The sequence below is a fragment of the Streptacidiphilus sp. PAMC 29251 genome, assembly GCF_054208735.2.
Window position 1 is genome coordinate 1,096,884 of sequence record NZ_CM135725.2, and the last position, 21,743, is coordinate 1,118,626.

The window sequence follows — 21,743 nt, forward strand, 5'->3', positions numbered from 1 at the left end:
CGCCCCTGTTCGGGGCACATCGGGAACGTTGGCGGGGTCCGTCGGCGTGGTTGCCGGCGAGCCCCGCCTCCTACGTGTGGGTCAGTTGTTGAAGGATCCGAAGCCGCCGCTGGCGATGCTGGTGATGTAGCCGCTGCTGTCGGCGATCGCGGCGCCGGTCCAGGAGCCGTTGGTGTTGCGCTGGTTGTCGTACACCTTGCCGCCGGTCAGGGTCTGGATGTGCAGGGTGCCGTCGTGCAGGCCGGAGGCCGCGATGTCACTGATGCTGCCGCTGCCGTCCACGATCGCGGCACCGGTCCAGGACCCATTGGTGTTGCGCTGGTTGTCGTACACCTTCCCGCCGGCCAGGGTGTCCACATGCATCGTCCCGTCGGGCAGCCCCGCGGAGGCGATCGCACTCACACCACCACCACCGTCCACGATCGCGGGACCCGTCCAGGAGCCGTTGGTGTTGCGCTGGTTGTCGTACACCTTCCCGCCGGCCAGGGTCTGCACGTGCAGGGTCCCGTTGGGCAGGCCGGCCACGGAGATCGCACTCACGCCACCACCACCGTCCACCAGCGCGGCACCGGTCCAACCCCCATTGGCGTTGCGCTGGTTGTCGTACACCTTGCCACCCACCACGGTGTCCACATGCATCGTCCCGTCGGGCAACGAAGCGGAAGCCACAGCGGTGATGCTGCCCGAGCCGTCGAGCAGCGCAGGATCGGACCAGGACCCGCCCGTGTTGCGCTGACGGTCATAGACCTTCCCCGCCACCAGGGTCTGCACGTGCATCGTGCCGTTCGCCAGCCCCGTGACCGCCGACTGGGCAATCCCACCGCCCTGGTCCAACAGACTCGACCCGGTCCAGGACCCGTCACCGTTGCGCTGGTTGTCGTACACATTGCCCCCCACGATCGTGTCCACGTGCATCGTGTCCGGAACCCCGGAGGGATCGTCGACGACGCTGTTGTTGCGGACCGGCTTGAAGGTTCCGAATCCCGCGAAGTAGGGATAGGGGATACTGCGGTAGTGGACCCCCGTGCCGGTGAACTCGTAACCCATGTAGGAGGTCTGCGAGGAGTCGGTCCAACCGGCGAAGATCACGATGTGCCCGGCGCTCCCGGCAGCGTCGTTGAGCAGTGCGTCACCGGGCTTGAGCGCCCCCTTGCTGATCCAGGAGGCCACGCCGTCGGGCACGAAACTGGTGGTGTCGAGCGAGGCACCCAGTTCCCAGGCCATCGAGACATAGCCGGAGCAGTCCTCACGATACCCCTGGTATTCGGCCCCGGTGTGGGTGTAGACGAGGCCGAGCCCGACCCAGCCGGCGGCGCGGGAGAGTACCTGGCTTCGCGTCAGCGTCGGTGCACTGACCTGGGGGGTGGCGAGGCTGCGGACACCGGTCCGACCGTTGGTGGGTTGCCCCACGGGGGTGACCGGCCCCTGGCCGGCGCCACCGCGGTCCTTGACGGAAGAGGAGGCCGGGGATGCCCCGGGGGAGGCGAAGGCGGAGGTCGATCCGCCCAGGCCCACCACGGCTGCGGTGGTCACGGCGATGGACAGCGTGAGAAACGTGCGGGTGCGCTGGGGCACGTGCATGGTGCGGACTCCTTGAGGTGGGTTGGAAAGTGCTTGTTCGCATGCGGCGCTTGCCCAGTTGGCGGTTGCGCCGCAGGAACGTCCGTCCTGGGGCGGTCCCAGGCAAACGGGTAGTGCGTAAGGTGGCGTGGGTGGTTCGGCGCCGTTGGCGCCAGGAAACCGCGTGGGCGCGGTCGTCGGCGTGTAGCAGCCCGTCGCCGGTCACAACGTTGGCCCGCAGTGCGTCTGTTGCGTCGTCAGCTAAGCCGACCGGCACCACGCCCGCCGACGGTGGTGCCGTCCGGCGTGGATGATGTCCACGAGACAGTTCAATTTCAATGAGAACTGTCCGGGTGGTGAGACTACCGGCCGCAGGAACAGTGGTACTTGCCGCCAGGCAGCACATTGCGTCCAATATTGATCTTCACGCTCTGCGGTTTCACTGGTTCACTTGCCATTCCTGTGCCCTCCGGCGACGATGGATCCAGCTTCGTTGCCGATGGACGACAGCGCTAGGGATTACACCTGTCTCCAGTCGGCCAGGCCGACTTCGGACACGGGATCATGGGCATGTCAATGGCAGCACCTACTGCTGCCGGCTACCCCCGACGGGGCAGATCCATGCAATGGCCCTTTGGTCGTCAGAGGGCGCCCTATGTGCCCTCTGCCTGCATGGATGCTCGTCAATGGAGACCTTGTTCGGGCACTGCGCGACCTGTCGGCATGAGTGCGCCGGAGGCTGCTTGCAGGCGGCCTCATCAACATCCTCAGGGGGGGAATCGCGGATGCTGCAGGCAGTGGGGCTGAGCACCCAGGCCGAGGCCGTTTACCGAACCATGCTCGACCATCCGGTCCTGGACACGGATGAACTCGCCGTACGCCTGTGCCTGTCAGACGGTCAGATCCGTGACTGCCTGGACGAACTGGCCGCGTTGAAGTTGGTACGTGCCTCCGGCGAACGCCCCGGCCAGATGTGGGCCGTCTCCCCCGAGGTCGGTCTGGCCGACATGCTCGCCCGCGAAGACGCCGCCCTGGCCGCGCGCCAGGCTCAGCTCGCCGCCTCCCGCGCCGCTGTCACCCGCATGGTCGCGGACCGCGCCACCACCCGCGCCGCCCACGGAGAGCGTCTCCTGGGCATGGACGCCATCCAAAGCCGCCTGGCCCAAATGGGCTGCGCCGCCACAGCCGAAGTCCGAGGTATCCAACCTGATGCGGCTCTGCGCCCCACCAGTATCGCCGCCGCCCGTATCGCCGACGACGAAGCCCTCTCCCGTGGAATCAGGTTCAAATCCCTCTTTCCGGACGCTGGACGGAAGGACCCCCTTCTCGCCAGCCACACCCAGTGGCTGGCCAGTCCGCGGCGCCGAGGTCCGCACAGCCCCAACCCTCCCCCAGCGGATGGTCATCGTGGATCGGGTTCAGGCTCTGGTCCCGGTCAATCCCGACAACTCTCGTGAAGGCGCACTGCACGTCACCGAACCTGGCCTGGTCACCGCACTGATCCAACTTTTCGACCTTGCCTGGAACACCGCGGTCCCCCTGGGCGCAACCCGCTCCGAAGACCCCGAAACCGGCCTGACCGACACCGAACGCCAACTCCTTCAGCTGCTCGGCACCGGCCTGACCGACGACACCGCAGGCCAACGCCTGGGCATCTCCACACGCACCGTCGGCCGCCACATGGCCTCCGTCATGGAACGGCTGAACGCCACCAGCCGCTTCGAAGCCGGCATCAAGGCCACCCAGAAGGGCTGGCTCTGACCAGCTCGATCTGTCAGGACTGCCCACCGGCACCGAGCAGTCCGCAGGTCTCAGAGCTCATGCAACCGCACACCAGGCAATCCGCCACCGCGTCCCGCAGGCCCCTGGTCTCCTTGACGAATCGGAGGGAGGCAGCAGGCCGATCTCCTCGTAGTAACGCAGCGGCGACGGCACCAGACTCCTCTGCACCACCATTCGCAAGGTCGTCCCACACCCATCAGGAATCAAGAAGCGCCGGTTGCCGAGCCGCAGCTAGCGTGATATCCATGGCATTCACCACCTCCCATGCTCACCACCGGCTCGCGATCAGGCGGCCACCTCTGTGCTGCCCCCCTGCACCGCCAACGGGGCGGCCGCACAGCAGAGTCGCCACAACGATGCGCCGCCGTGGAATGGTGTCTTTGCTGGACTCGCTCGCCGTCCCTGCTCATGGGGACATCACCCTGACTGGTGGAGTTCCGTGGCTGCCGCTCTGTTCGCCCGCCGGCACTGACTGCCCCCAGCGCTGATCCGATCGCTGCGCCCACCTGAAATCAACGTGCACAGCAACAGGTGAGAAGGACACAGGGCCGGAACTTGCTGTGCAGCGAGTCCTGCTGTTCGAGGACACACCGGCGGGACCCTTCGGGACGGGTAGGTCCTCGCGCCGGCACGGGCCGCGGTGTGCTGTGCCTGCGTACCTGACCGCGGCGTATGTACCGCTCAACGGCACCCGGCTGACGCTTACGCGTCCACAACCGCGCTCCAGCAGGACCTCGCTCGGCACGCCACCCAGCACGACCCGGAGGAGATCGGCAGTGCTCACCCGTGCTCTGCCGCCGCTACACCTCGTCCCCGGGGTCCACACACTCACATGAACGGGACATCCGCTCCATGGCTCGGCCCTCTTCCCAGATCCACTCACATCCCTTGGCGCTGCTGCGCGCCGAGAGGGGATGGACGCACCAGGACGTGGTCGACCTGCTGGCCGCCCGTCTGGGACTGGCCGCGAACAGGGCGAAGTCCATTCGGTGGGAGGCCGAGGTCAGTGTCCCTGACGAGGACACCCAGCGGGCCCTGGCAGCTGAGATAGGCGTGCCCGTCGAACGGCTCAAGGAAGTGCCGTGGCCCGATTGGCTTCCCAAGGGCGATTCTTTGCACACGGAGGCGTCATGGACGCTACGCGGCTGCGTCGACGCTCTGAACAAGGCGGTGGGCGGCACACTGGACCGGCGCGGCTTCCTCACCCTGCCTTCCGGAGCGGGGACGGCGTTCGCCAGCGCCTGGGCCGCGGCTCCCGCACCGGACTTGAGTGCGACCCACCCGCGGGACAGCAACGTGGGCATTGTCGACACGGTCGAGGAGCGCCTGGACCGGCTGCGGGCGCTGGAGGCAACTCACGGCGGACCCACCACCCGGGTCTACCTGGAGCGCGAGCTTGACGCGGCGTGCGAACTGCTGCGGGCCCGGCTGTGCGGGCCGGCCGAGACGCCGCGGCTGCTGGCCGCCATCGCGGAGATCGCCCGGCTGACCGGCTGGGCCCACGTGGACGCCGGCCGGCTCGCCGCCGCAGAGCGCTACCTGGTGGGGGCACTGCGGGCCGCACACGCGGCCGATGACCCGCTGCTGGGCGCGAACGTCCTCAAGTCCCTGGCGCTGGTGCTGCTCGACAGCGGCCGACCGGCCGAGGCCCTGGAGGTGGCGGAGATTGCCTGCCGACGGATCGCGCACGCACCCGCGGCCATGCAGGCCATGCTGACGGTGCGCCAGGCCCGGGCGGCGGCGATCGCCGGCGACATCACACACTGCGACCGTCTGCTGGTACGCGCGGAGACCCTGATGGCCCGGGTCGATCCCGCCGACCCGGTGCCGGCGTGGGCATGGTTCGACGTGGCCGAGTTCCGGGTGCAAGTCGCAACGTGCCACCGGGCGGCGGGCCGGAACGCGGACGCCGCCCACTGGTTCGAGTGGGCCCTCGCCGACCAACCCGGCACCCGCCCACCCGACCGCGTCACCCTCACCCTGCTCGAAGCCGAGGCCGCCGCCGGCCTGGGCGAGGTCGAGCGCAGCTGCGCCCTGCTGGACCAAGTGCTGCCGAACCTCGCCCGGGGAACCTCGCAACGCAACCTGGACCGCTACCGGCGGGTCCGCCAGCTGCTTCCCCCAGCGGATTGAACTCCGACGGTGCAGGAAGCGGACGAGCGGGTGGCCACCTGATCGCACAGGGGCTGTGGAGGCCTCCGGCCCCGCGCGCGTCACCCTGATGACCGGCTCCAGCCGCGGCGGGCCGAGCGCACGCCCGGTCCCCTGGTGGTGGACCACGAGGTCGTGGTCACCGGCCGTGAACCGGGTCGGCGCAGGTGGCCGCGGAACAGTTGCACGATGAAGGCGCCCGCGAGGTGACGGGTCGAACAACGCGGCCATCGCGATCGACCACCACCGGGCCGCCGTCATCGCACCGGATCTGGATAGATGCCCTGCCCACCGCCTGTCCAAGACGGTTCTCAATGCGCCGACCCGGCAGTTGGCGGCCGAGACTGCGCAGGAGGACATCCTGGTCGACGCCGCGAGCTCCGGCTCCGGCGTCAACACCCGGATGACTTACGGCGCCGCAGCTTTGACGCCTGGTCAAGAGACCGTGACGCCGCTGTGGCTGACGCCCCCGAGCGCAGGATCTCCATTGGTTACCCACGGGTAGGGGGAAGCATCAATGAAGCATCACGCTGGCTCTCGCATGACAAGTACGCGAGGTGGTGGGATAGGGGCGCGCCCGAACGAGGGGCCGGTGCGATGGAGGCACGGCCCCGCGGAAGGGTCCCCCTTGATGCGGCCGCGCCGAAGCCGATCCGCCCGAGGTCTTGTCTGCCGCGCCCCGGGAGCCCCTGCGCACCCTGCCCCGCCCCACACTCCAGAAGGCGAAATTCCTTTGAGCAGCCACCACGTCCACGACCCGCAAGAGCGGATCACGCAGGAGCTTTTGCCCGACCGGCGCCTCCGATGCGGCGATTCCACCGGTCGACGACTATGTCCGGACAGGCAATTTGCTCGCCGGAACGGCCCGGGTGGTCGCCGACGAGGTACCCCAGCACGCGGACCTACCGCCTCAGGACGAGGCCCGGCGGGTGTTGCACTGGACCGGCTCGGGGCAGCGATGCCGATCGACGAGGTGGCCACGGCTGCCTCCCCCTGACCGTCTCCCGGCGCCTCCCCCGTGGGCCCGGGCGACGACGAAGCCCCCGGCAGCCACTCCCGCATTGAGCGCTGCCGGGGGTTTCTCCACGTCTACTGACCAGGTTCGGATACCGGCACGGTGGTGTGTGTTCCAATTCATGGTGTTGCGGGAGAGCCGATCCTCGATCCGGTTCCACTTCGATGTACCCGGCCAATGCCGTTGCTTGAGAGGGCAAGCAGTTGAGGGTCACGCCGGGTGGAGCAGTTTGTGGCCGCGCACTCCACGTCCCCGTGTTCGGCACCTTCGATGGGCTCATGCCTCTGAACTCCGGCCCGTACGGCGTAAAACCACCACCGAAAGCTGTGATCGCCTTGAGCCTCTTTGTGCCGGCAGGCTTCGATCTGTACGAGTTCGACGATCGAAATGTCCCGATAGGTCGAGGCGCACCCAGGAAGAGATGGTTCAGCCACTGGGACGGAATGGTCGGTGCACCGGCTGAAGAGGTCACCCTCGGTTGGTCGGCAGGAGACGCCGTCGCGATCGTTTGCACGTCGGGACGGCACTACGACAGGGCGGAAGCCCGAGCTCGGGCCGCTCACCTGGCACTTGGGGGCGACGCCCTCCCCATTGGGAACCGGCCGGAGGGTCCGCTCGCCACACACCAGGCGATCAGTCTGGTCGGGAGTTCTCCGGGCCTGTGGGCCGAGTCAGGAGACGAAGCAGACCCTGGGCGAACCGCAGAGTCGGCAATCTGTGCGGGATTCTCCATCGGCTACCGGAAGCACGAGGGTGGGTTCGTCTTCATTGCGACCGTAAATATTGACCCGGCTCGCTTCGGCGTCCACATGGTTGAAGACTGGCCTGTCTACGACGTGGATCCGCGGAGCGCTTTCCCGCTCAGTGCGCTCGACAGGTGACAGGATCGAACAGGCCCCGCAAACGCCCGAGGTGGGCCAGGATCTGCGTCAGCTCCAGGTTGATGGCTTCCACCGAGTCGCGGATGGGATCGACGGTGACCTCGGCTTCAGCTCAGAGCCTTCGTGACGAGCGCGCTGATGCGCTTCTCGTCAGCCGCGGTCAACTCCTTTACCGCGTAGGCGCTCGGCCACACGGTGCCGTCGTCAAGTGCGGCCTGGTCGCTGAAGCCGAGCGTGGCATACCTCGACTTGAACTTCTGCGCGCTCTGGAAGTGGCAGATGATCTTGCCGTCTCTGGCGTAGGCGGGCATCCCGTACCAGAGCTTGGGCATGAGGTCCGGAGCGGCGGCCCTGACGATGGCGTGGATCCGCTCGGCGAGGACCCGGTCCGCTTCCGGCATCTCGGCGATCTTCGCCAGTACCTCGTTCTCGGTGTCCGCCTTGGCCACGCGCCGGCTGCGGTGACCGGCATTCACCTCCTTGGCGCGTTCCTTCATCGCGTCCCGCTCATCGGCTGTGAATCCGTCGTGCTGCCCGGCGACCGTGCCGGTGCTCTGGGCGGATGACTTCGTGCGCGTCATGGCGCATTTCCTCTCATGCAGGGATGGAACAGGGTGTGGGTCGCGGGTCAGAGCACCCCGCGGGTCAGGGCACCGCGGCGGCTGGCGACGCGGCCTCCCAGGCGAATCCGTCCGGGTCGACGAAAGGCCCCGCGGAGCTGCCGAGCACGATTCGGTGCGAGCCGCTGCCGTCGGCGGCAACGCCGATGTCCTTGGCCAGGGCACGGCGCTTGTAGAGCGCCAACTTGACGCGGCTGGAGTGACCTGGGGAGAACTCGGCATACGTGCCGCCGAAGCTCTTGGCCACGGTCAGACCCCGGCCGACGTAGAACCGCTTGCTGGCCTTCACGTCCTCGACGCCGAGCAGCAGGACGACCTCGTCGATCTCGCGGGTGACCGGGCCGGCGTCCTTCTTGGCCGAGGTCGCGATCTTCCAGATGGTCCCGTCCCGGGCGCGGACGACGCCGCCGTAACCCCACAGCGACTTCTCGGCGGGCTTCAGCACCGTTGCGCCGGCATCCACGGCGTCGTCGATGAAACTGTCGACGGTCGCCGGCCCGGACACCGTGAGGGCCAGCGTGAACCCACGGAAGCCGGTTGTGGGCGCCTCCGATGCCCGCAGGCGTATCCGCGTGTCCACTCCGAAGGCAGCGGTGTGGAAGCGGCGAGTGGCCGAAGGATCGGCCACCTCGAGGGTGACAGAGTCGATGAACGCCATGCCTGTCACGCTATTCGCAGCTTGGCGACCGGCGCTTCTTGATTCCTGATCAGATGTGTCACCTGTTTCGCCGCGCACGGCGGCAACCCCGCCGCAGAGCTCGTCGCGCGATGCCGGAACGCGCTGGGCGGCAGAACGACCGACTGGGTAAAGCGGCTGCTCAAGGTGCCCAGCAACGAGTAGCCGGCCGCGAAGCACACCTCGGTCACGTTGAGGTCGCCGAGGCGCAGTCGTGCGAGGTCGCTCAGGCGCAGCACCTCGCTGCGTGTGCGCCTCCATTCGGGCTGATACATGAAAAGCACTCTCTTTTCGCTGGTGTGCACGAGAAACCGGGGTGCCACCGAGGCAGGCACCGCAGGTGCTCGACGGGGATGTCCGATCAGTCGAGGGGAATGGCCGGAGCAGGGAGAACTGTGGGTGATCAGACTCTGAGAGGCAGGTGAGCCCAGGCAGTGGTGCAACCGGGGCCAGTGGTGTGGCCGCAGGCGATGGCCAGCGCGGTGACGATGGCCAGTCCCCGGCCGTGTTCGGCCTGTGAGCGGGCCTGTCGGGGGGCTGGGGCGCCGTCGCGGTGGTGGCCGTCGGTCACAGCTACGGCCAGGTGCTCGGGGCGCAGGTGCAGTTCCACTGTCACGGGCGTTGTCCGGCCGCGGCGGCTGCCGTGCAGCACGGCGTTGGTGACCAGCTCACTCACGACCAGCAGCGCGGCGTCGGTGACGGGTCCCGGGGTGGACCAGTCGGCCAGGGCGTGCCGGGTGTGATCGCGGGCGGCGGCCGGGGCCGCCCGGTCCGCGGGAAGCCGCAGTTCCACGTCTCTGCAGGGGGTGGTGCTGGTCGGAAGGTTGCTGGTCATGGGACGCCCCATCGTCGCTCTCGGGTTGCCGTGGTACCTGTACCTGCCACGTTAGGAACCGCCGGGGGCTGCGGGGAGGTGACTGGCGCCTGCCGGTGTCGGGACTGGCGCGGAAAATCTCGTGGGGAAAGGCCGCGGGGCGCGGTCGGAGGAACGGCCGGGCCACGGGGATGGTCCCCCGGAGGGGGGTCAGAGCAGGCGGATGAGCATGGCGTAGGCGTGGTAGGGCGGGGGCGCGACATCGGTTCCGGGATCCGGGCGCCACAGCGGCACTCCGACGATGCCCGGTTCGAGGATCTCCGCGGGGCGGCCGATGCGGTCGGCGAACGCCTGCATCTGCACCTTGTCGCGGACCATGACGGACTGCCCGGCACGGTTGTAGTGGGCGATGACAGCGCCTACGACCTCAGGATCGAAGTCCGCGGTGCCGTGGGTGATCGAGAGGCAGCTGCCGGGGGCCAGCGGCGCAGCCAGGTCGCGGACCAGGTCGTAGCCGCTGTCACCGATGACGAAGTGCAGGACCGCGTGCAGGCTGAGCGCCACCGGCCGGGACAGGTCCAGGGTGCCGCGGACTGCGGGCAGGCTGAGCAGGGCCGCACCGTCGCGCAGATCGGCCTCCGCGTAGTCCGTGGCGCCCTGTTTGCTGGAGGCCGGCAGGGCACGGGCATGGGCCAGGACGATCGGGTCGTTGTCGACGTAGACCACGCGCGCGGCCGGGTTCCGGGCCTGGGCGATCTCGTGGAGGTTCGGCGAGATCGGGATGCCCGAGCCGACGTCGAGGAACTGGTCGATGCCGGTGCGAGCGAGCACCCGTACGGCGCGGTGCATGTAGGAGCGGTTCTCCCGGGCGGAGGTCACCGTGTACGGGGCGTCGTGCAGCACCCGCTCAGCGGCTTGCCGGTCCGCGGCGAAGTTGGTGCGTCCGCCCAGGAAGTAGTCGTACATCCTGGCGGTGTGCGGCTGGCTGGTGTCAATGCTCGCGTCGTCCAACGGCACGGGCCTCCCTGGTGTCAGCCGGTCCAGGCGGCGGGCAGGTGTCGGCAGGTCACTGATGCGCACCTGCCCGGCGATGGCGAGAGCCAGAGCGAGTTCCAGCCGGGGCCCGGGGTAGGACAGGATGTCCAGGTGGGCGGCGGCGCCGGCCTTCCGCAGCCGCCGGTACAAGGTTTCGCGCGCAACGCCGAGTTCGGCCATGGCCGGCTCGGGGCGAAAGTCGGCCGTCACCCAGGCGGCCGCACTGCGCAGGATCGTCGCCCCACCGCGCAGGCCACTGATCGGGCCGAGGATCTCAGCTGCCCAGGCCCGAGCCCCGGGGTGGTCCAGGATCTCCGGCAGACTCACGCGCCGGTCCAGCATCATCGGCAGGGGCAGTCCCGCCATCCGCACTGCCAGGTACACCCCCGCACGCTGCCACAGGGCGCCGCGGTCGGCCCCCAGCCTCGCGAACAGCTCGCCCAGCCGGTCAGTGAGGGTGTCGCGGTGCATGCCGACCAGGCGGGCCCCACCCTCCGGACCCCACCACAGCGTCTGCTGCGCCAAGTGCAGCAGGGCGTCGCGCTCCGAGTCCGGCAGGACGTCCAGGGGTTGCAGGGCCAGGGCAGCCCACATCCGGGCATCCGCGCCCAGGCGCTCGGTCAGCGGAGGCCGCCCGTCGTGTACGCACACCTGTCCTGCCGCCCCGGCCGGCCGGGGCGCAGCACCGCGCGTGCCCCCGCGCGCCCGCGCCAGTGCCGCGACCGCGGCCTCGTAGGCGGTCGAGGTCGAATGCCACGGGGTGACCGTACTGAGGCCCGCTGCCCGTCCCGGCGCACGCCCGCACACCGGCTCCAGCAATGCCTCCAGCATCCCCCGGCCGGCCGGGTACACCACGATGACCTGCCGGTCGGAGACCGGGCACAACACCACGAGCCCGGCGTCGGCCACCGCCACCTCCACCTCCACCGCCAGGCCCGCGCGGGTCTCGCCCGTCGCACCCTCCACGATCGCCACCGTCCCGGCACCGGCCGCCAACAGCCCCGGTACCAGCGGCTCCACGGTACGGCCGGCCCGCACCAGATCGCCGGCCATAAGCTGCTGCAGAGCGGCCACCCGCACCCCCGCGGCGGCCCCGCTCAGCCGTTCCTCGCGCGATGCCACGCCGGCCGCCCATCCCAGCAGGCCCATCCCGCCGGCCACCGTCTCCAGCGCCTCCACCTCCGCGGTCGTGAACGGCGCCCCGCGGCGTTCGGCCACCAGCGCACCTCCCGTCCCCGCCCCGACGAAGCACGGCACCACCACCACCGCGGCACCGTCTCCGACGAGCGGACCCGGGACCCGTCCCCGCACCAGCTGCTCGACCTCCGCCCCGGCCACACCCGCCACCTCCACGCCCCGCACCTGATCGGCCGCCACCAGCTGCACCCGGGCCCCCAGCTCTCCGGCGCACCACCGCAGCAGACCCGCCGCACCCGCCCCGCGACGGCCGGCCCCGAGGCCCGCCGCCACCTGGACCGCGCGCAGCACCTCCCGCGCCGCATCATCCACACCTGGCATAGTAGAAGCATCGCCCTGTCACCGGAGATCCGCGCGAGCGGCGCGGCGGCTGCGCGCGGTCGTCCTGGTCCCGGTGTCATGCCGCCAACGCTGGGACCACAGCCGATCGGAACCAAGCGGGTCCCGGGCTGATCCTCATCGGGACCGTACGTTGTGTCATCTGTCCGGTCCGCAGCCGGACGCGACCGCGTTCCGGCCGGACAAAAACCTGCACTGACGACGAGGGGCGAGAAGTGCTGCCGCCGGTGCCGTTCGCCCGACCGACGGGCCGGATCGCCGACTCCACGCCGGCCGGCGGCAGCCCACGGCTGCTCAATCCCACGGGGTCAGGCGTCCCGGCGTCGAAGCAGCACTGCCGCGACGACCAGCAGCAGTACCGTCCAGAGCGTGAGTACTCCGAAGCCCTGCCAGGGCCCGAGCAGGTCGCCTGTCGCGGCGTGCTGCTGCGTGATCAGGTGTCCGGCCTCTGACGGCAGGTAGGCGTGGATGTGTTTGCCCACGCTGCCCGGCAGTTGCCCGGCCATGGGCGCGATCACCAGGACCAGCGCGATGACGCCGGCTATGCCGGCCGCGGTGTGCCGGACGATCGCTCCGACGGCGAGCGCGAAAAGGCTGAGCATGGCCAGGTAGAGCCCGCAGCCGACGACGGCGCGCAGTACTCCCGGGTCGCCGATCGAGACCGGTGCCTTGCTGTTGATGATCGGCGCGCCGATCAGGAAGGAGGCGAACGAGACCAGCTCACCCACGGCCAGGATCAGCAGCCCGAAGGCTGCGGCCTTGGCCGCCAGCATCGGCACCCGTCGGGGCACCGCCAGCAGGCTGGCCCGGATCATGCCGGTGGAGTACTCGGAGGCAATGACCATCACGCCCAGGACGCAGACCGCGAGCTGGCTGAGGAGCATGCCGCTGCCCAGGATGGTGCCGGTCGGATCGAGCCGCATGGCGGCGTGCTGGGAGGCATCGGCCTTGCTCCACTGTGCGACGCCCATCCCGATGAACAGCGCGGTGCCGGCCAGGGAGAGCACGATCAACGAGATCAGCGACCAGACGGTGGAGCGGACCGAGCGGATCTTGGTCCACTCCGACAGCACCAACCGCGCGAAGCCCGGCTCGTGGAACTCGATGGCGGGGACGGTGGGGGTGGTCATTTCTCGGCTCCAGTAGTCGCGAGGGTGGTGTCGTACTCCACGGTGTGCCGGGTCAGCTCCATGAACGCGTCTTCGAGCGAGCCGCGTCGACGGGTGAGCTCGTGCAGCGTCAGGCCGGCGAAGGCGGCGAGTTCAGCGATACGGGGAGCGTCCAGGCCGGTGACGTCAAGGCCGTCGACGCCGTTGTCGGTGACCGTGCCGCCCTCGGCTCGCAACAGCTCGGCGAGTTGTTCCGGGCCGGCGCACTTGACCAGCACGCTCTGCTTGGTGCTGTGCTCGATGAACTCCTCGGTGGAGCAGTCGGCGACCAGTCGGCCGCGGCCGATGACGACGAGGTGGTCGGCGGTGACGGCCATCTCGTTCATCAGGTGACTGGAGACGAAGACGGCGCGGCCCCTTGCGGCTTGGGCCTTCATCAGGTTCCGGATCCAGACGATGCCCTCGGGGTCCAGTCCGTTGAGCGGCTCGTCCAGGATCAGCAACGCGGGGTCGCCCAGGAGCGCGACGGCGATGCCGAGCCGCTGCCCCATGCCCAGCGAGAAGCCCCCGGCCCGCTTGCGGGCCACCGTGGTCAGGCCGACCTGCTCGATGACGTCCTCGACCCGGCGCTTGCCCAAGCCCTGTGTCTGGGCCAGGCAGAGCAGGTGGTCGTAGGCGCGGCGACCGGTGTGCACGGCACGTGCCTCCAGCATCGCGCCGACCACCCGCATCGGCTGGGGCAGGTCACGGTAGTGCTGACCGTTAACAGTGGCCTCGCCGTGGTCGGGCCGGTCGAGTCCCAGCAGCAGGCGCATGGTGGTGGACTTTCCCGCTCCGTTCGGGCCCAGGAACCCCGTGACCCGGCCGGGCCGCACGGTGAAGGAGAGGTCGTCGACGACGGTTTTGCCGCCGTAGCATTTCGTGAGGTTCTTGGCTTCGATCATGGCTTTTCCTTGGCGTGTGGGGAGTATCGTCGCGAGCGGGGATGTCGTGTCCGTGTGGGCGGGCGGTCCACCCGGCAGCTACCGGCCGGGTGGAAGCGGCAGTCATCGGTCCTGAATCAGGCCCAGGACGTTGCCGTCGGTGTCGGTGACGGTGGCCACCAGACGCCCGCCGCCGACGTCGTGTGCGGGTTCTTTCACGGTGGCTCCGGCGGCGGTGACCTCCGCCAGCTTCGCCTCAATGTCGGGAACATGCCAATAAGTCACCGGTGAGGTCATCCCCTGCGGCCCACCGGAGGGCACGAGCCCGATGTGCTGACCCTGCGCCTCGAAGCCGACGTAGTAGGGCGAGTCCGTCTGAGGCGATACGCCGAGCAGGGCCGCGTACAGCGCCCTGGCACCCGCCAGGTCGGACACGGGGTGCAGGACGGTCTTGATTCCCTGGGTGGGAGAACTGGTCATGTCTGCTCCTGAAAACGTGGGTTGTATCGATCCGGTGCGTCGGTCTGATCGGCCGGATCGGACGTTGCCCACAGCCTCGCCTCCGGCGTGGCCGGTCCACATCCGTGGCGACCACGGAACCGGCCACTGAATCGGACACTGATCGGGACCCCGATCGTGGTACCCACCAGGGGAAATCCCCCGCAATTCGATTGTTGGTGCGAAACGGATGCGGCAAAATGAGTCCATGGCAGCAGCGGTGGAGATCTCGGCTCGGGAAGCCGATGTGCTGGCACTGCTCGGGGAGCATCTCAGCAACGCCGAGATCGGGGCGCGACTGTTCATCTCGGTGCGCACCGTGGAGAGCCACGTCTCCTCGCTCCTGCGCAAGGTGAAGGTCCCGGATCGGCGGGCGCTCGCCCTGCGCGCGTCCGAGCCGACCCGCAACGACCGCCTCCACCTGGCACCGGTTCTGCCGACACCGCTCACCTCGTTCATCGGTCGGCTGAAGGAGCAGGCCGAGCTCACCGAGACGGTCAAACAGCACCGACAGGTGACCGCGGTCGGTCCCGGCGGCGTGGGAAAGACCCGGCTCGCGTTGACGGTCGCCGCCCAATCGGCCGACGAGTACTCCGACGGGGTGTGGTTCATCGACCTCGTACCGATCACCAGCCCGGAAATATGCGTGGTCGCCGGCACGGTCGCCTTTGCGCTGGGCCTGGGCGAGCAACCCGGCCGCGGCATGGACGAGGCGGTGCTGGCCGCGCTGGCAGACCGGCACGCCCTACTGGTGCTGGACAACTGCGAACACGTACGGGACGGGGCGGCGCCTTTCATCGAACGGGTGCTCGCGGCCTGCCCCCGAGTGACGGTGCTGGCGACCAGCAGGGCCCGGCTGATGGTGCCGTTCGAACGGGTCTTCACAGTCCCCCCGATGTCGCTGGCAGGTGACGGTGAATCAGACGCTGTCGCCCTGTTCATGGACCGCGCGGCGGCGGCCGGTTGGCCACCGAATCATGCGCTGCGCGACCAGGTCGCCACCCTGTGCGAGCGCCTGGACGGAGTGGCGCTGGCGATCGAACTGGCCGCGGCCCGCTGGACCACCCTCGGGCTGGATGGCCTCACCGCGGGCCTGTCCGACCAGCTCCGGATGCTCGCAGGCGGTTCCCGCGCCGACGACAGGCACCGCTCGGTGCGAGCGGCACTGGACTGGAGCCACGCTCTGCTGGAGCCTGACGATCAAGCGCTGCTGCGCCGCGTGTCGGTGTTCATGAACCGGTTCACCGTCGAGGCGGCGGCGGAGGTGACCGCGTCGGAGAAGGGCGTCGTCGCCGACGAACTGGCCAGACTCGTCGAACAGAGCCTGCTGGTGGTGACCCCGTCCTCGAGCGGGACCGAGTACCGGGCGCTGGCGACCATCCGCCAGTACGGACTGGAGCGACTCGCCGAGGCCGGTGAGCTGGTCGACGCCCGGTCCCGGCACCTTCGCTGGTCCCTGGCCCAGGCTGCCGACCTGGCAGGGGCACGAGCGGACTGGCGGGCCCGATTCGACGTGGTGGCCGACGACCTGCGTGCCGCGATGGCGTGGGTGTGCGACCGGCCGGGGCAGCGCGCCGACGCGCACCGCCTCGCCCGGTATCTGGCGGAACTGCTGTTCACCCGTCACCTGATCGGCGAGTCCCAGTCGCGCTACGAGCAGGCTGCCGCGCTCGCGGACGACCCGACCGCCACCGCGGCCCTGCTGAGGCACGCCGCTGCCGCCGCCGGATGCCAGATGCGGGGCGAGGACATGTACCGCCTCCACCGCGCGGCCGCGGACGCCGCCCGCCGAGCCGGCGACACCGCCGGTGCCGCTGTCGGCCTGGCGACCGCCGCCACCGCCACGTACCGGTTCCGGAGCACGTTCGAACGCGTTCCACCGCGGAAGGAGCTGGTCGCGGCCATCACCGAGGCGCGGGAGCTCGCCGGCGATGACCTTCCCGCTCAGGCCGCCGTGGCACTGGCCGATGCCGTGGTGCTCACCCACGCGTTCGACGTGCCCCAGCACCCGCCCCGCGACGAGGTACTGGAGATTGACGAAGTACTGGAGATGATCGCGCGCGCCGAAGGGGCTGTTGAACTCGCCCGCCGCACACAGGACCCGCTCACCGAATCCGCCGCCCTCGATACCCTCGGCAGCGCGTTCAACCGGGGCGGTGACCCGCTCGCCGCCGCAGCCACGGCACGCGGACGAATGGCGCTCCTCTCGTCCGCACCGTCCGCACCGGACACTCCGGCAGCCACCCATGAGCTGATCGACGCACTCGGCCAGGCCGCCGAAGCGTGCCTTGGTGCGGGGGACCTGCCGGGCGCCCGCGGGTGGGCACGGCAACACGCGGATCATCCGATGCTGGCCGAGGTCGGCCACCGTGCAGCGAGCTGGCTGCTGGTGGCCGACGCGTTGGCGGGCAACGCCGAGGAGGTGCTGACCCGCAGCGTCCGGTTCATGGAGGCGTGGCGGCGGGCCGACAGCCCCACCGGGTCGGACCTCGGTGCGGCCGTGGCGGCTGTCAGGATGATCCACGGCCTGCGCGAGGACCACGGCGCCCGGAGCGAATGGGACGCGATCCGCGATCGGCTCGATGCTCCACAGCGGCATGCCCACGGCTACCAGGCAGTCTTCGACGCGCTGCTGATGCTCCACCACGGCCGGGCCGGGCAAGCGCTGGAACGGATGCGACCGGACCCTGGCGAGGTGCCGAGATCGGGCCCCTCGATCTGGCTCCACTGGTGTGTGGCACTGCGCGCGGAAGCCACCGTGCTCACCGGGGGTTCCGACGCAGCCGAGCGCCTGGCCCGGGCCCGGACCGTCGTGGCCGGGAACCCCGTCGCCAGTGCCATGGTGGAGCGGGCCGACGCGTTGCTCACCGGCAGTCAGGAGCGGCTGCTCGCCACGGCCGAGGCGTTCGACGCCGCCGGTTGCCGCTACCAGTCGGCGCGGACCAGGATGCTCGCCGGCGGCGACCACGCTGCCCGCGGCGCGGCCGCGCTCGCCGCGCTGGGCCTCCCCTCAATGACCGGCTCCCCCTCGGGCCCCTAGGTGGGCACCGACGGAAGTCGGGAGCGCGAGCATCGAAACGGCCCGGTAGCGGAGCGAGCGAGCAACGGGATGGTTCAAGGCTGCTCGCCGTCGGACCGGAGGTCGGCGAGCACAGTGAGGAAGCGCTGCACGAGGGGATTGCGATCATCCGTCCGCCAGACCAGGTGGAGGGTCGTGCGGGTGCCGGCCAGGGGACGCGGGGTGACGCCCACGCGTCGGAGCGCACGGTGCGAGTCGGAGAGGACAGCGGCACCGAAGCCGGCTGCGACCAGGGCAAGCACGGTCTGGACGCTGCGACCCTCGGCTGCGATCCGCGGCGTGGCCCCCGCGCGCTGGCACAGGGCGAGGACCTCGTCGTGCGACTGCGGCGAGACGTCGCGCGGCCAGAGCACCAGCGGGATCTGGCCGAGCGCCTCGAGCGGCGCGGTGCCCTTGCCGTGGGCGAGCGGGTGTCCTGAGGGCAGGAACAGGGACAACGGTTCCTGCCACCAGATCTGGGTGGTAAGGCGGGCATCACGGATCGGCAGGCGCTGGACGGCGATGTCGCACCGACCGCCGAGCACGCCGGAGGACATCTCGGTGTCACTGAAGCTCTCCTCAAGCCGGAGTTCCACCCTCGGCAGCTCCCGGCGAAGCCGACCGAGCGCCGCGCCGAGCGGACCATTGATCCCGGACCCGGCGAACGTCACGGTCAACTGGCCGATCCGGCCGTCGGCTGCCAGCCTGACGTCCTCCAACGCTGCCTCAGCAGTCGCCAGCACGGTCGCGGCGCGCCGAACGAGCGCCGCCCCAGCCGCAGTGGGGACCACCCCGCGTCCCTGCCGTTCGAACAGCTCGGTCCCCAGCCGTGCCTCCAACTCCCTGAGCTGCCGGCTGAGCGTGGGCTGGGTGACGTGAAGCCGCCGCGCTGCCGCGCTGATACTGGCCTCCTCCGCGATCGCCACCACATAGCTGAGCAGTCGCAGCTCCACCGGCATCTCCTTCCCATACCTTCCAGGCATGGGAAGCATATCCATCGATGCCCATTCGGCAGCCATCGGCCCGATGCGAGGCAGTCTTGAGGCAACGCACAGGACAGAAGGGAACACCATCATGACCACGACCACTGACTCGACCTCGACCACGACCACGACCACGAAGCAGGACCGCTACGAGGTCGGCCTGAAGGTGCTCCAGCAGATCGACGGCGAGGCCGGGCAGCGCGTCGTCGACGCCATGGCCGACGTCTCGCCCGAGCTTGGCCACCAGGTGGTCGCCTGGGCCTTCGGCGACATGTACGCGCGGCCGGAGCTCGCGCCCCGCGACCGACAGCTGGTCACCCTGGGCGTCCTGACGGCTCTGGGCGGCTGCGAGATCGAGCTGGAGGTGCACATCAATGCCGCCCTCAACATCGGGCTCACCCCGGTGGAGATCTCGGAGGTACTCCTGCACGCAGCCGTCTACTGCGGGATGCCGCGCGCGATCAACGCGACGCTCGTCGCCAAGAAGGTCTTTGGCGAACGGGATCTGCTGCCAGTTTGCACCCTCGGCTGACGTCCGGTCGGCCCACTGCACTCGGTGGGTCCTACGATCGGACCACCAGCACGGCCATCGCGGGGTCCGCGGACCGGCGGGTGCGCAGGTGATCGCGGTGGGGGTCGACCAGGGTGGGGCGGTATTACGGGGGCTCAGCGCATGGCCTGGGGTTGCTCGTTGCGGGCGTAGCGTTTGACGGTGTTCAGGGCCAGGTTCAGGCGGCGGGCGCATTCGAGCAGGCCCACAGCCCTGCCGAGCAGGCGGCCCAGCAGGTGCTGTGGGAGCGGACGTCGGCCAGGGTCTTGTCGCAGAGGTTGATGGGTCGGGTCGGGGCGCCCTGCCGGGATTGCTCCCGGTGGGTTTCCCCGACCCGCCCTCCGAACCCGGCGTGCGGCTCTCACCGCACCGGGCTCTCCACGAGATCATGCCGTTGGAGCGGGCCTTCCAGGGCCTCCAGCCAAGGGCTGGGGATGCCGTTCGTATCTCGGTAGCAGTATCGAGTGATCGGTACTCTGCCGAGGTCGAACAGTTGGATCCCGTCCAATTCGCCGGGTTTTGTCTCGGGGCAGCCCAGCCGAAAGCATCCGACGTCTAGACGATCACGGATGGGTCGGCACATCCACCGAAGCCATCGCCACACCAATTGGCCAAGGCCCCTGGCCTTGAGGACTGCGGTCAGATCACGCAGCCGGAGTGGGCGAGAGCCTGCCCTGAGCAGGGAGCCCTGGCCGCCCGGCATCTCTACGACCCCACAGGCATAAAGAAGTCTGCCACCGTGGGTGACCATAACCCTTGGGACCACTTTGGGACCACGTATAGCCACGCGCCCCTCGCAGTGGTTCACGAATCACATCGCAATACACGTCAATCCCGTGCACAACGTGCACCACAATGCGACACATGCCCCAACCCCGGCTAGTCCTGTAGTTCGCACTTGGGGTTTTTAGGTCTCCAGCCAGCGGGGTCGTGTTTCGTCGATGCCGAGGAGTTCGAGCAGGTGTGCTTGGACTCCTCGGTTGATGAGGATGGTGGGTGGGTCCAGGGCGGTGCCGGGGCGCATGGTCAGGCTGGCGAGGTGGTAGAAGATCAGGCGGCCAGTGGGGCGGACGGTGCGGTTGTCGGGGTAGAGGCCGCGCATGGCCTGGGCCGGGCCCAGGGCTTGGCGGACCTGGCGTTCGATCAGGCAGAACACCAGCAGGGCCAGGGCGATCACGGTGATCAGGGCCGTGATGCGGCGGTTGTGCTGCAGGAAGATCGGGGCCACCGCCAGCGGGCCCTTGAAGTCGGCGTACCGGCGTTCCACGACGGCTTGGCCCTTGTAGCGCAGGAGGACCTGCGCGGCGGTGGCGTGCTTGGGGGCGAGGTTGGTCAGCAGCGCGTACCAGCCGTCCACGGCTGCCTGGGCGTCGATGACGGCCTGGTCGAAGGACCAGTCAAGGACCGGGCGCCCGTCGGGGCCGGTGGTGATGGTGGTGTGCAGGCAGGACGCGACCCGGTGGGTCCTGGTGATCACGCCGGTGCGGGCGGTGACGTCCTTGGCGGTTGGGTAGTGGTGGCTGCCGGCCCCGCGCTGGAGTCTGCCCAGGTCCTCGGCCGCGCGGCGCAGGCGCTTGTCGCGGGCTGTGCGCTGGCCGGCGGCGTTGGCGGTGGAGTGGACCAGGATCCGCCGCAGGGACAGGTGGGGGTCCCGCTTGCGCGGCCCGGTGAGCGTGTGGACGTCCTCCAGGACCCGGTAGCTGCCGCACTCCTGGGCCGGCTTGCCCGCGTCGCGGTCGGCCGTGTAGTCGACCAGCTGGGCATCATCGGGGTCCAGGGCGGCGTAGACGCTGTCGGGGACCTTGGCCGCCGGGGCTGGGGCCACGAACGAGACCCCGGCTTCCTGCATTGCCGAGATGTTCGGGTAGGACACGAGCTTGGAGTCTGCGACCAGCAGGAACTCCTTCTCGCCCGCCATGGTGCGCAACGCGGTCATCGCGCCCACGACCTGGGCGACCTCGCCCGCACCGCCGGAGTAGGCGCGGTGGAAGACCGGGATTCCGCCGTCGCCGGACACCGCGATCCCGGCCCGGATCTGCTTCAGATCCACCCGGCGGTCCTTCGAGTGACCGTACTTGACCTGCGGGAAGGCCTCGTCCTGGCTGGCGTGGTCGCCGTGCAGGGAGATCGAGGTCATGTCCCAGTGCAGGCGTGCGACGTCGATGCCGAACTCGGCGATGGCCCGGGCGGCGACCGTGCCCGTGATCTGCTCCAGGCGGGGCGCGATGGCGTCCAGTGCCCGGGCGATACGGTCGTCGTTGAGCAGGCCCGGTTCGATGCCGAAGACCGGTTCGACCGCCCACTCCTGGGCCCAGTCGCCCACCCGCACCAGCGAGGCGGGCGCGGACAGCCGGTTCGCCACCAGCACCTCGATGACCTGCCCGTGCGTCAGATGCGCGACCTCACGCACCGGGCACAGATCGTCGATGACCCCGGCCACGTCCAACCGGCGCAGAAACTCGGCAGAGGCAGGCAGAGCGCCCAGACGCCTCTCCACCACGGAGGGAATCTCCACCGCCATCCGAGGACGGTGAACCCGGGACCTACGCGAA

The 21,743-nt window shown here is 69.6% G+C and carries 16 protein-coding genes and 1 pseudogene; 5 read left to right on the top strand and 12 right to left on the bottom strand.

What is annotated here, in order from left to right; all coding sequences use genetic code 11:
- Window positions 1-81 precede the first annotated feature (81 nt).
- Window positions 82-1,581 carry a PLL family lectin gene (locus ACXKR8_RS05145; RefSeq protein WP_458271703.1) on the bottom strand — a complete coding sequence of 500 codons (1,500 nt, stop codon included), beginning with the start codon at window positions 1,579-1,581 and terminating at the stop codon, window positions 82-84.
- A gap of 764 nt (window positions 1,582-2,345) precedes the next feature.
- Between ACXKR8_RS05145 and ACXKR8_RS05150 the strand changes: the two genes are divergently transcribed.
- The 3 genes from ACXKR8_RS05150 (at window position 2,346) to ACXKR8_RS05160 (ending at window position 5,475) form a co-directional block, all read left to right on the top strand.
- A complete protein-coding gene (locus ACXKR8_RS05150) occupies window positions 2,346-3,017 on the top strand; it encodes a hypothetical protein (RefSeq protein ID WP_462100335.1) in 672 nt (223 codons plus the stop codon).
- Entirely contained in the window at window positions 2,968-3,321 is a 354-nt protein-coding gene (locus ACXKR8_RS05155) for a helix-turn-helix transcriptional regulator (protein WP_462100336.1), read from the top strand. Before ACXKR8_RS05150 ends, ACXKR8_RS05155 begins: the two co-directional genes overlap by 50 nt.
- Window positions 3,322-4,194: 873 nt before the next feature.
- Window positions 4,195-5,475 carry a tetratricopeptide repeat protein gene (locus ACXKR8_RS05160; RefSeq protein WP_458271705.1) on the top strand — a complete coding sequence of 427 codons (1,281 nt, stop codon included), beginning with the start codon at window positions 4,195-4,197 and terminating at the stop codon, window positions 5,473-5,475.
- 2,021 nt (window positions 5,476-7,496) lie between these two features.
- Here the strand turns inward: ACXKR8_RS05160 and ACXKR8_RS05165 are convergent.
- The 8 genes from ACXKR8_RS05165 to ACXKR8_RS05200 form a co-directional block, all read right to left on the bottom strand.
- Complete coding sequence (locus ACXKR8_RS05165) at window positions 7,497-7,970, bottom strand: iron chaperone (protein WP_458271706.1); 474 nt, start codon at window positions 7,968-7,970, stop codon at window positions 7,497-7,499.
- A 64-nt stretch (window positions 7,971-8,034) separates the two neighbouring features.
- Entirely contained in the window at window positions 8,035-8,667 is a 633-nt protein-coding gene (locus ACXKR8_RS05170) for a glyoxalase (RefSeq protein ID WP_458271707.1), read from the bottom strand.
- A gap of 5 nt (window positions 8,668-8,672) precedes the next feature.
- Complete coding sequence (locus tag ACXKR8_RS05175) at window positions 8,673-8,960, bottom strand: hypothetical protein (protein WP_458271708.1); 288 nt, start codon at window positions 8,958-8,960, stop codon at window positions 8,673-8,675.
- Between the two features lie 128 nt (window positions 8,961-9,088).
- The gene (locus ACXKR8_RS05180; protein ID WP_458271709.1) at window positions 9,089-9,520 is read right to left on the bottom strand and encodes an ATP-binding protein; all 432 of its coding nucleotides are present in this window, start codon (window positions 9,518-9,520) and stop codon (window positions 9,089-9,091) included.
- A 189-nt stretch (window positions 9,521-9,709) separates the two neighbouring features.
- Complete coding sequence (locus ACXKR8_RS05185; RefSeq protein WP_458271710.1) at window positions 9,710-12,043, bottom strand: SAM-dependent methyltransferase; 2,334 nt, start codon at window positions 12,041-12,043, stop codon at window positions 9,710-9,712.
- A 335-nt stretch (window positions 12,044-12,378) separates the two neighbouring features.
- Window positions 12,379-13,200, bottom strand: coding sequence for an ABC transporter permease (locus tag ACXKR8_RS05190; protein ID WP_458271711.1), 822 nt, complete (start codon window positions 13,198-13,200; stop codon window positions 12,379-12,381).
- On the bottom strand, window positions 13,197-14,123 hold the full coding sequence (locus tag ACXKR8_RS05195; protein WP_458271712.1) for an ABC transporter ATP-binding protein: 927 nt from the start codon (window positions 14,121-14,123) through the stop codon (window positions 13,197-13,199). The genes ACXKR8_RS05190 and ACXKR8_RS05195 overlap by 4 nt, the downstream gene beginning before the upstream one ends.
- A 102-nt stretch (window positions 14,124-14,225) precedes the next feature.
- Window positions 14,226-14,582, bottom strand: a complete 357-nt coding sequence (locus ACXKR8_RS05200) for a VOC family protein (RefSeq protein WP_458271713.1) — start codon at window positions 14,580-14,582, stop codon at window positions 14,226-14,228.
- 226 nt (window positions 14,583-14,808) lie between these two features.
- Between ACXKR8_RS05200 and ACXKR8_RS05205 the strand changes: the two genes are divergently transcribed.
- Window positions 14,809-17,640 (top strand): ATP-binding protein, encoded by a 2,832-nt coding sequence (locus ACXKR8_RS05205; RefSeq protein ID WP_458271714.1) that lies wholly within the window; start codon window positions 14,809-14,811, stop codon window positions 17,638-17,640.
- A 74-nt stretch (window positions 17,641-17,714) separates the two neighbouring features.
- On the opposite strand, the gene ACXKR8_RS05210 is transcribed toward ACXKR8_RS05205, so the two are convergent.
- Window positions 17,715-18,611, bottom strand: a complete 897-nt coding sequence (locus tag ACXKR8_RS05210; protein ID WP_458271715.1) for a LysR family transcriptional regulator — start codon at window positions 18,609-18,611, stop codon at window positions 17,715-17,717.
- Window positions 18,612-18,732: 121 nt separating this feature from the next.
- On the opposite strand from ACXKR8_RS05210, the gene ACXKR8_RS05215 reads away from it, so the two are divergent.
- Window positions 18,733-19,173: a carboxymuconolactone decarboxylase family protein gene (locus ACXKR8_RS05215; protein WP_458271716.1), complete on the top strand. Its 441-nt coding sequence runs from the start codon at window positions 18,733-18,735 to the stop codon at window positions 19,171-19,173.
- A 49-nt stretch (window positions 19,174-19,222) separates the two neighbouring features.
- Here ACXKR8_RS05215 and ACXKR8_RS05220 read toward each other — a convergent pair.
- Together ACXKR8_RS05220 and ACXKR8_RS05225 are read right to left on the bottom strand one after the other, a co-directional pair.
- A pseudogene (locus ACXKR8_RS05220) lies at window positions 19,223-19,471 on the bottom strand (ISL3 family transposase); the annotation flags it as partial.
- A 627-nt stretch (window positions 19,472-20,098) separates the two neighbouring features.
- Entirely contained in the window at window positions 20,099-21,712 is a 1,614-nt protein-coding gene (locus tag ACXKR8_RS05225; RefSeq protein ID WP_462100337.1) for an IS1634 family transposase, read from the bottom strand.
- Between the last annotated feature and the right edge of the window lie 31 nt (window positions 21,713-21,743).

What these genes read in the sequence shown, in the direction of transcription:
- ACXKR8_RS05225 (WP_462100337.1), bottom strand. Translation starts at nt 21,712, where the DNA reads ATGGCGGTGGAGATTCCCTCCGTGGTGGAGAGGCGTCTGGGCGCTCTG.
- ACXKR8_RS05150 (WP_462100335.1), top strand. Translation starts at nt 2,346, where the DNA reads ATGCTGCAGGCAGTGGGGCTGAGCACCCAGGCCGAGGCCGTTTACCGA.
- ACXKR8_RS05215 (WP_458271716.1), top strand. Translation starts at nt 18,733, where the DNA reads ATGACCACGACCACTGACTCGACCTCGACCACGACCACGACCACGAAG.
- ACXKR8_RS05200 (WP_458271713.1), bottom strand. Translation starts at nt 14,582, where the DNA reads ATGACCAGTTCTCCCACCCAGGGAATCAAGACCGTCCTGCACCCCGTG.
- ACXKR8_RS05145 (WP_458271703.1), bottom strand. Translation starts at nt 1,581, where the DNA reads ATGCACGTGCCCCAGCGCACCCGCACGTTTCTCACGCTGTCCATCGCC.
- ACXKR8_RS05175 (WP_458271708.1), bottom strand. Translation starts at nt 8,960, where the DNA reads ATGTATCAGCCCGAATGGAGGCGCACACGCAGCGAGGTGCTGCGCCTG.
- ACXKR8_RS05195 (WP_458271712.1), bottom strand. Translation starts at nt 14,123, where the DNA reads ATGATCGAAGCCAAGAACCTCACGAAATGCTACGGCGGCAAAACCGTC.
- ACXKR8_RS05165 (WP_458271706.1), bottom strand. Translation starts at nt 7,970, where the DNA reads ATGACGCGCACGAAGTCATCCGCCCAGAGCACCGGCACGGTCGCCGGG.
- ACXKR8_RS05170 (WP_458271707.1), bottom strand. Translation starts at nt 8,667, where the DNA reads ATGGCGTTCATCGACTCTGTCACCCTCGAGGTGGCCGATCCTTCGGCC.
- ACXKR8_RS05205 (WP_458271714.1), top strand. Translation starts at nt 14,809, where the DNA reads ATGGCAGCAGCGGTGGAGATCTCGGCTCGGGAAGCCGATGTGCTGGCA.
- ACXKR8_RS05190 (WP_458271711.1), bottom strand. Translation starts at nt 13,200, where the DNA reads ATGACCACCCCCACCGTCCCCGCCATCGAGTTCCACGAGCCGGGCTTC.
- ACXKR8_RS05160 (WP_458271705.1), top strand. Translation starts at nt 4,195, where the DNA reads ATGGCTCGGCCCTCTTCCCAGATCCACTCACATCCCTTGGCGCTGCTG.
- ACXKR8_RS05180 (WP_458271709.1), bottom strand. Translation starts at nt 9,520, where the DNA reads ATGACCAGCAACCTTCCGACCAGCACCACCCCCTGCAGAGACGTGGAA.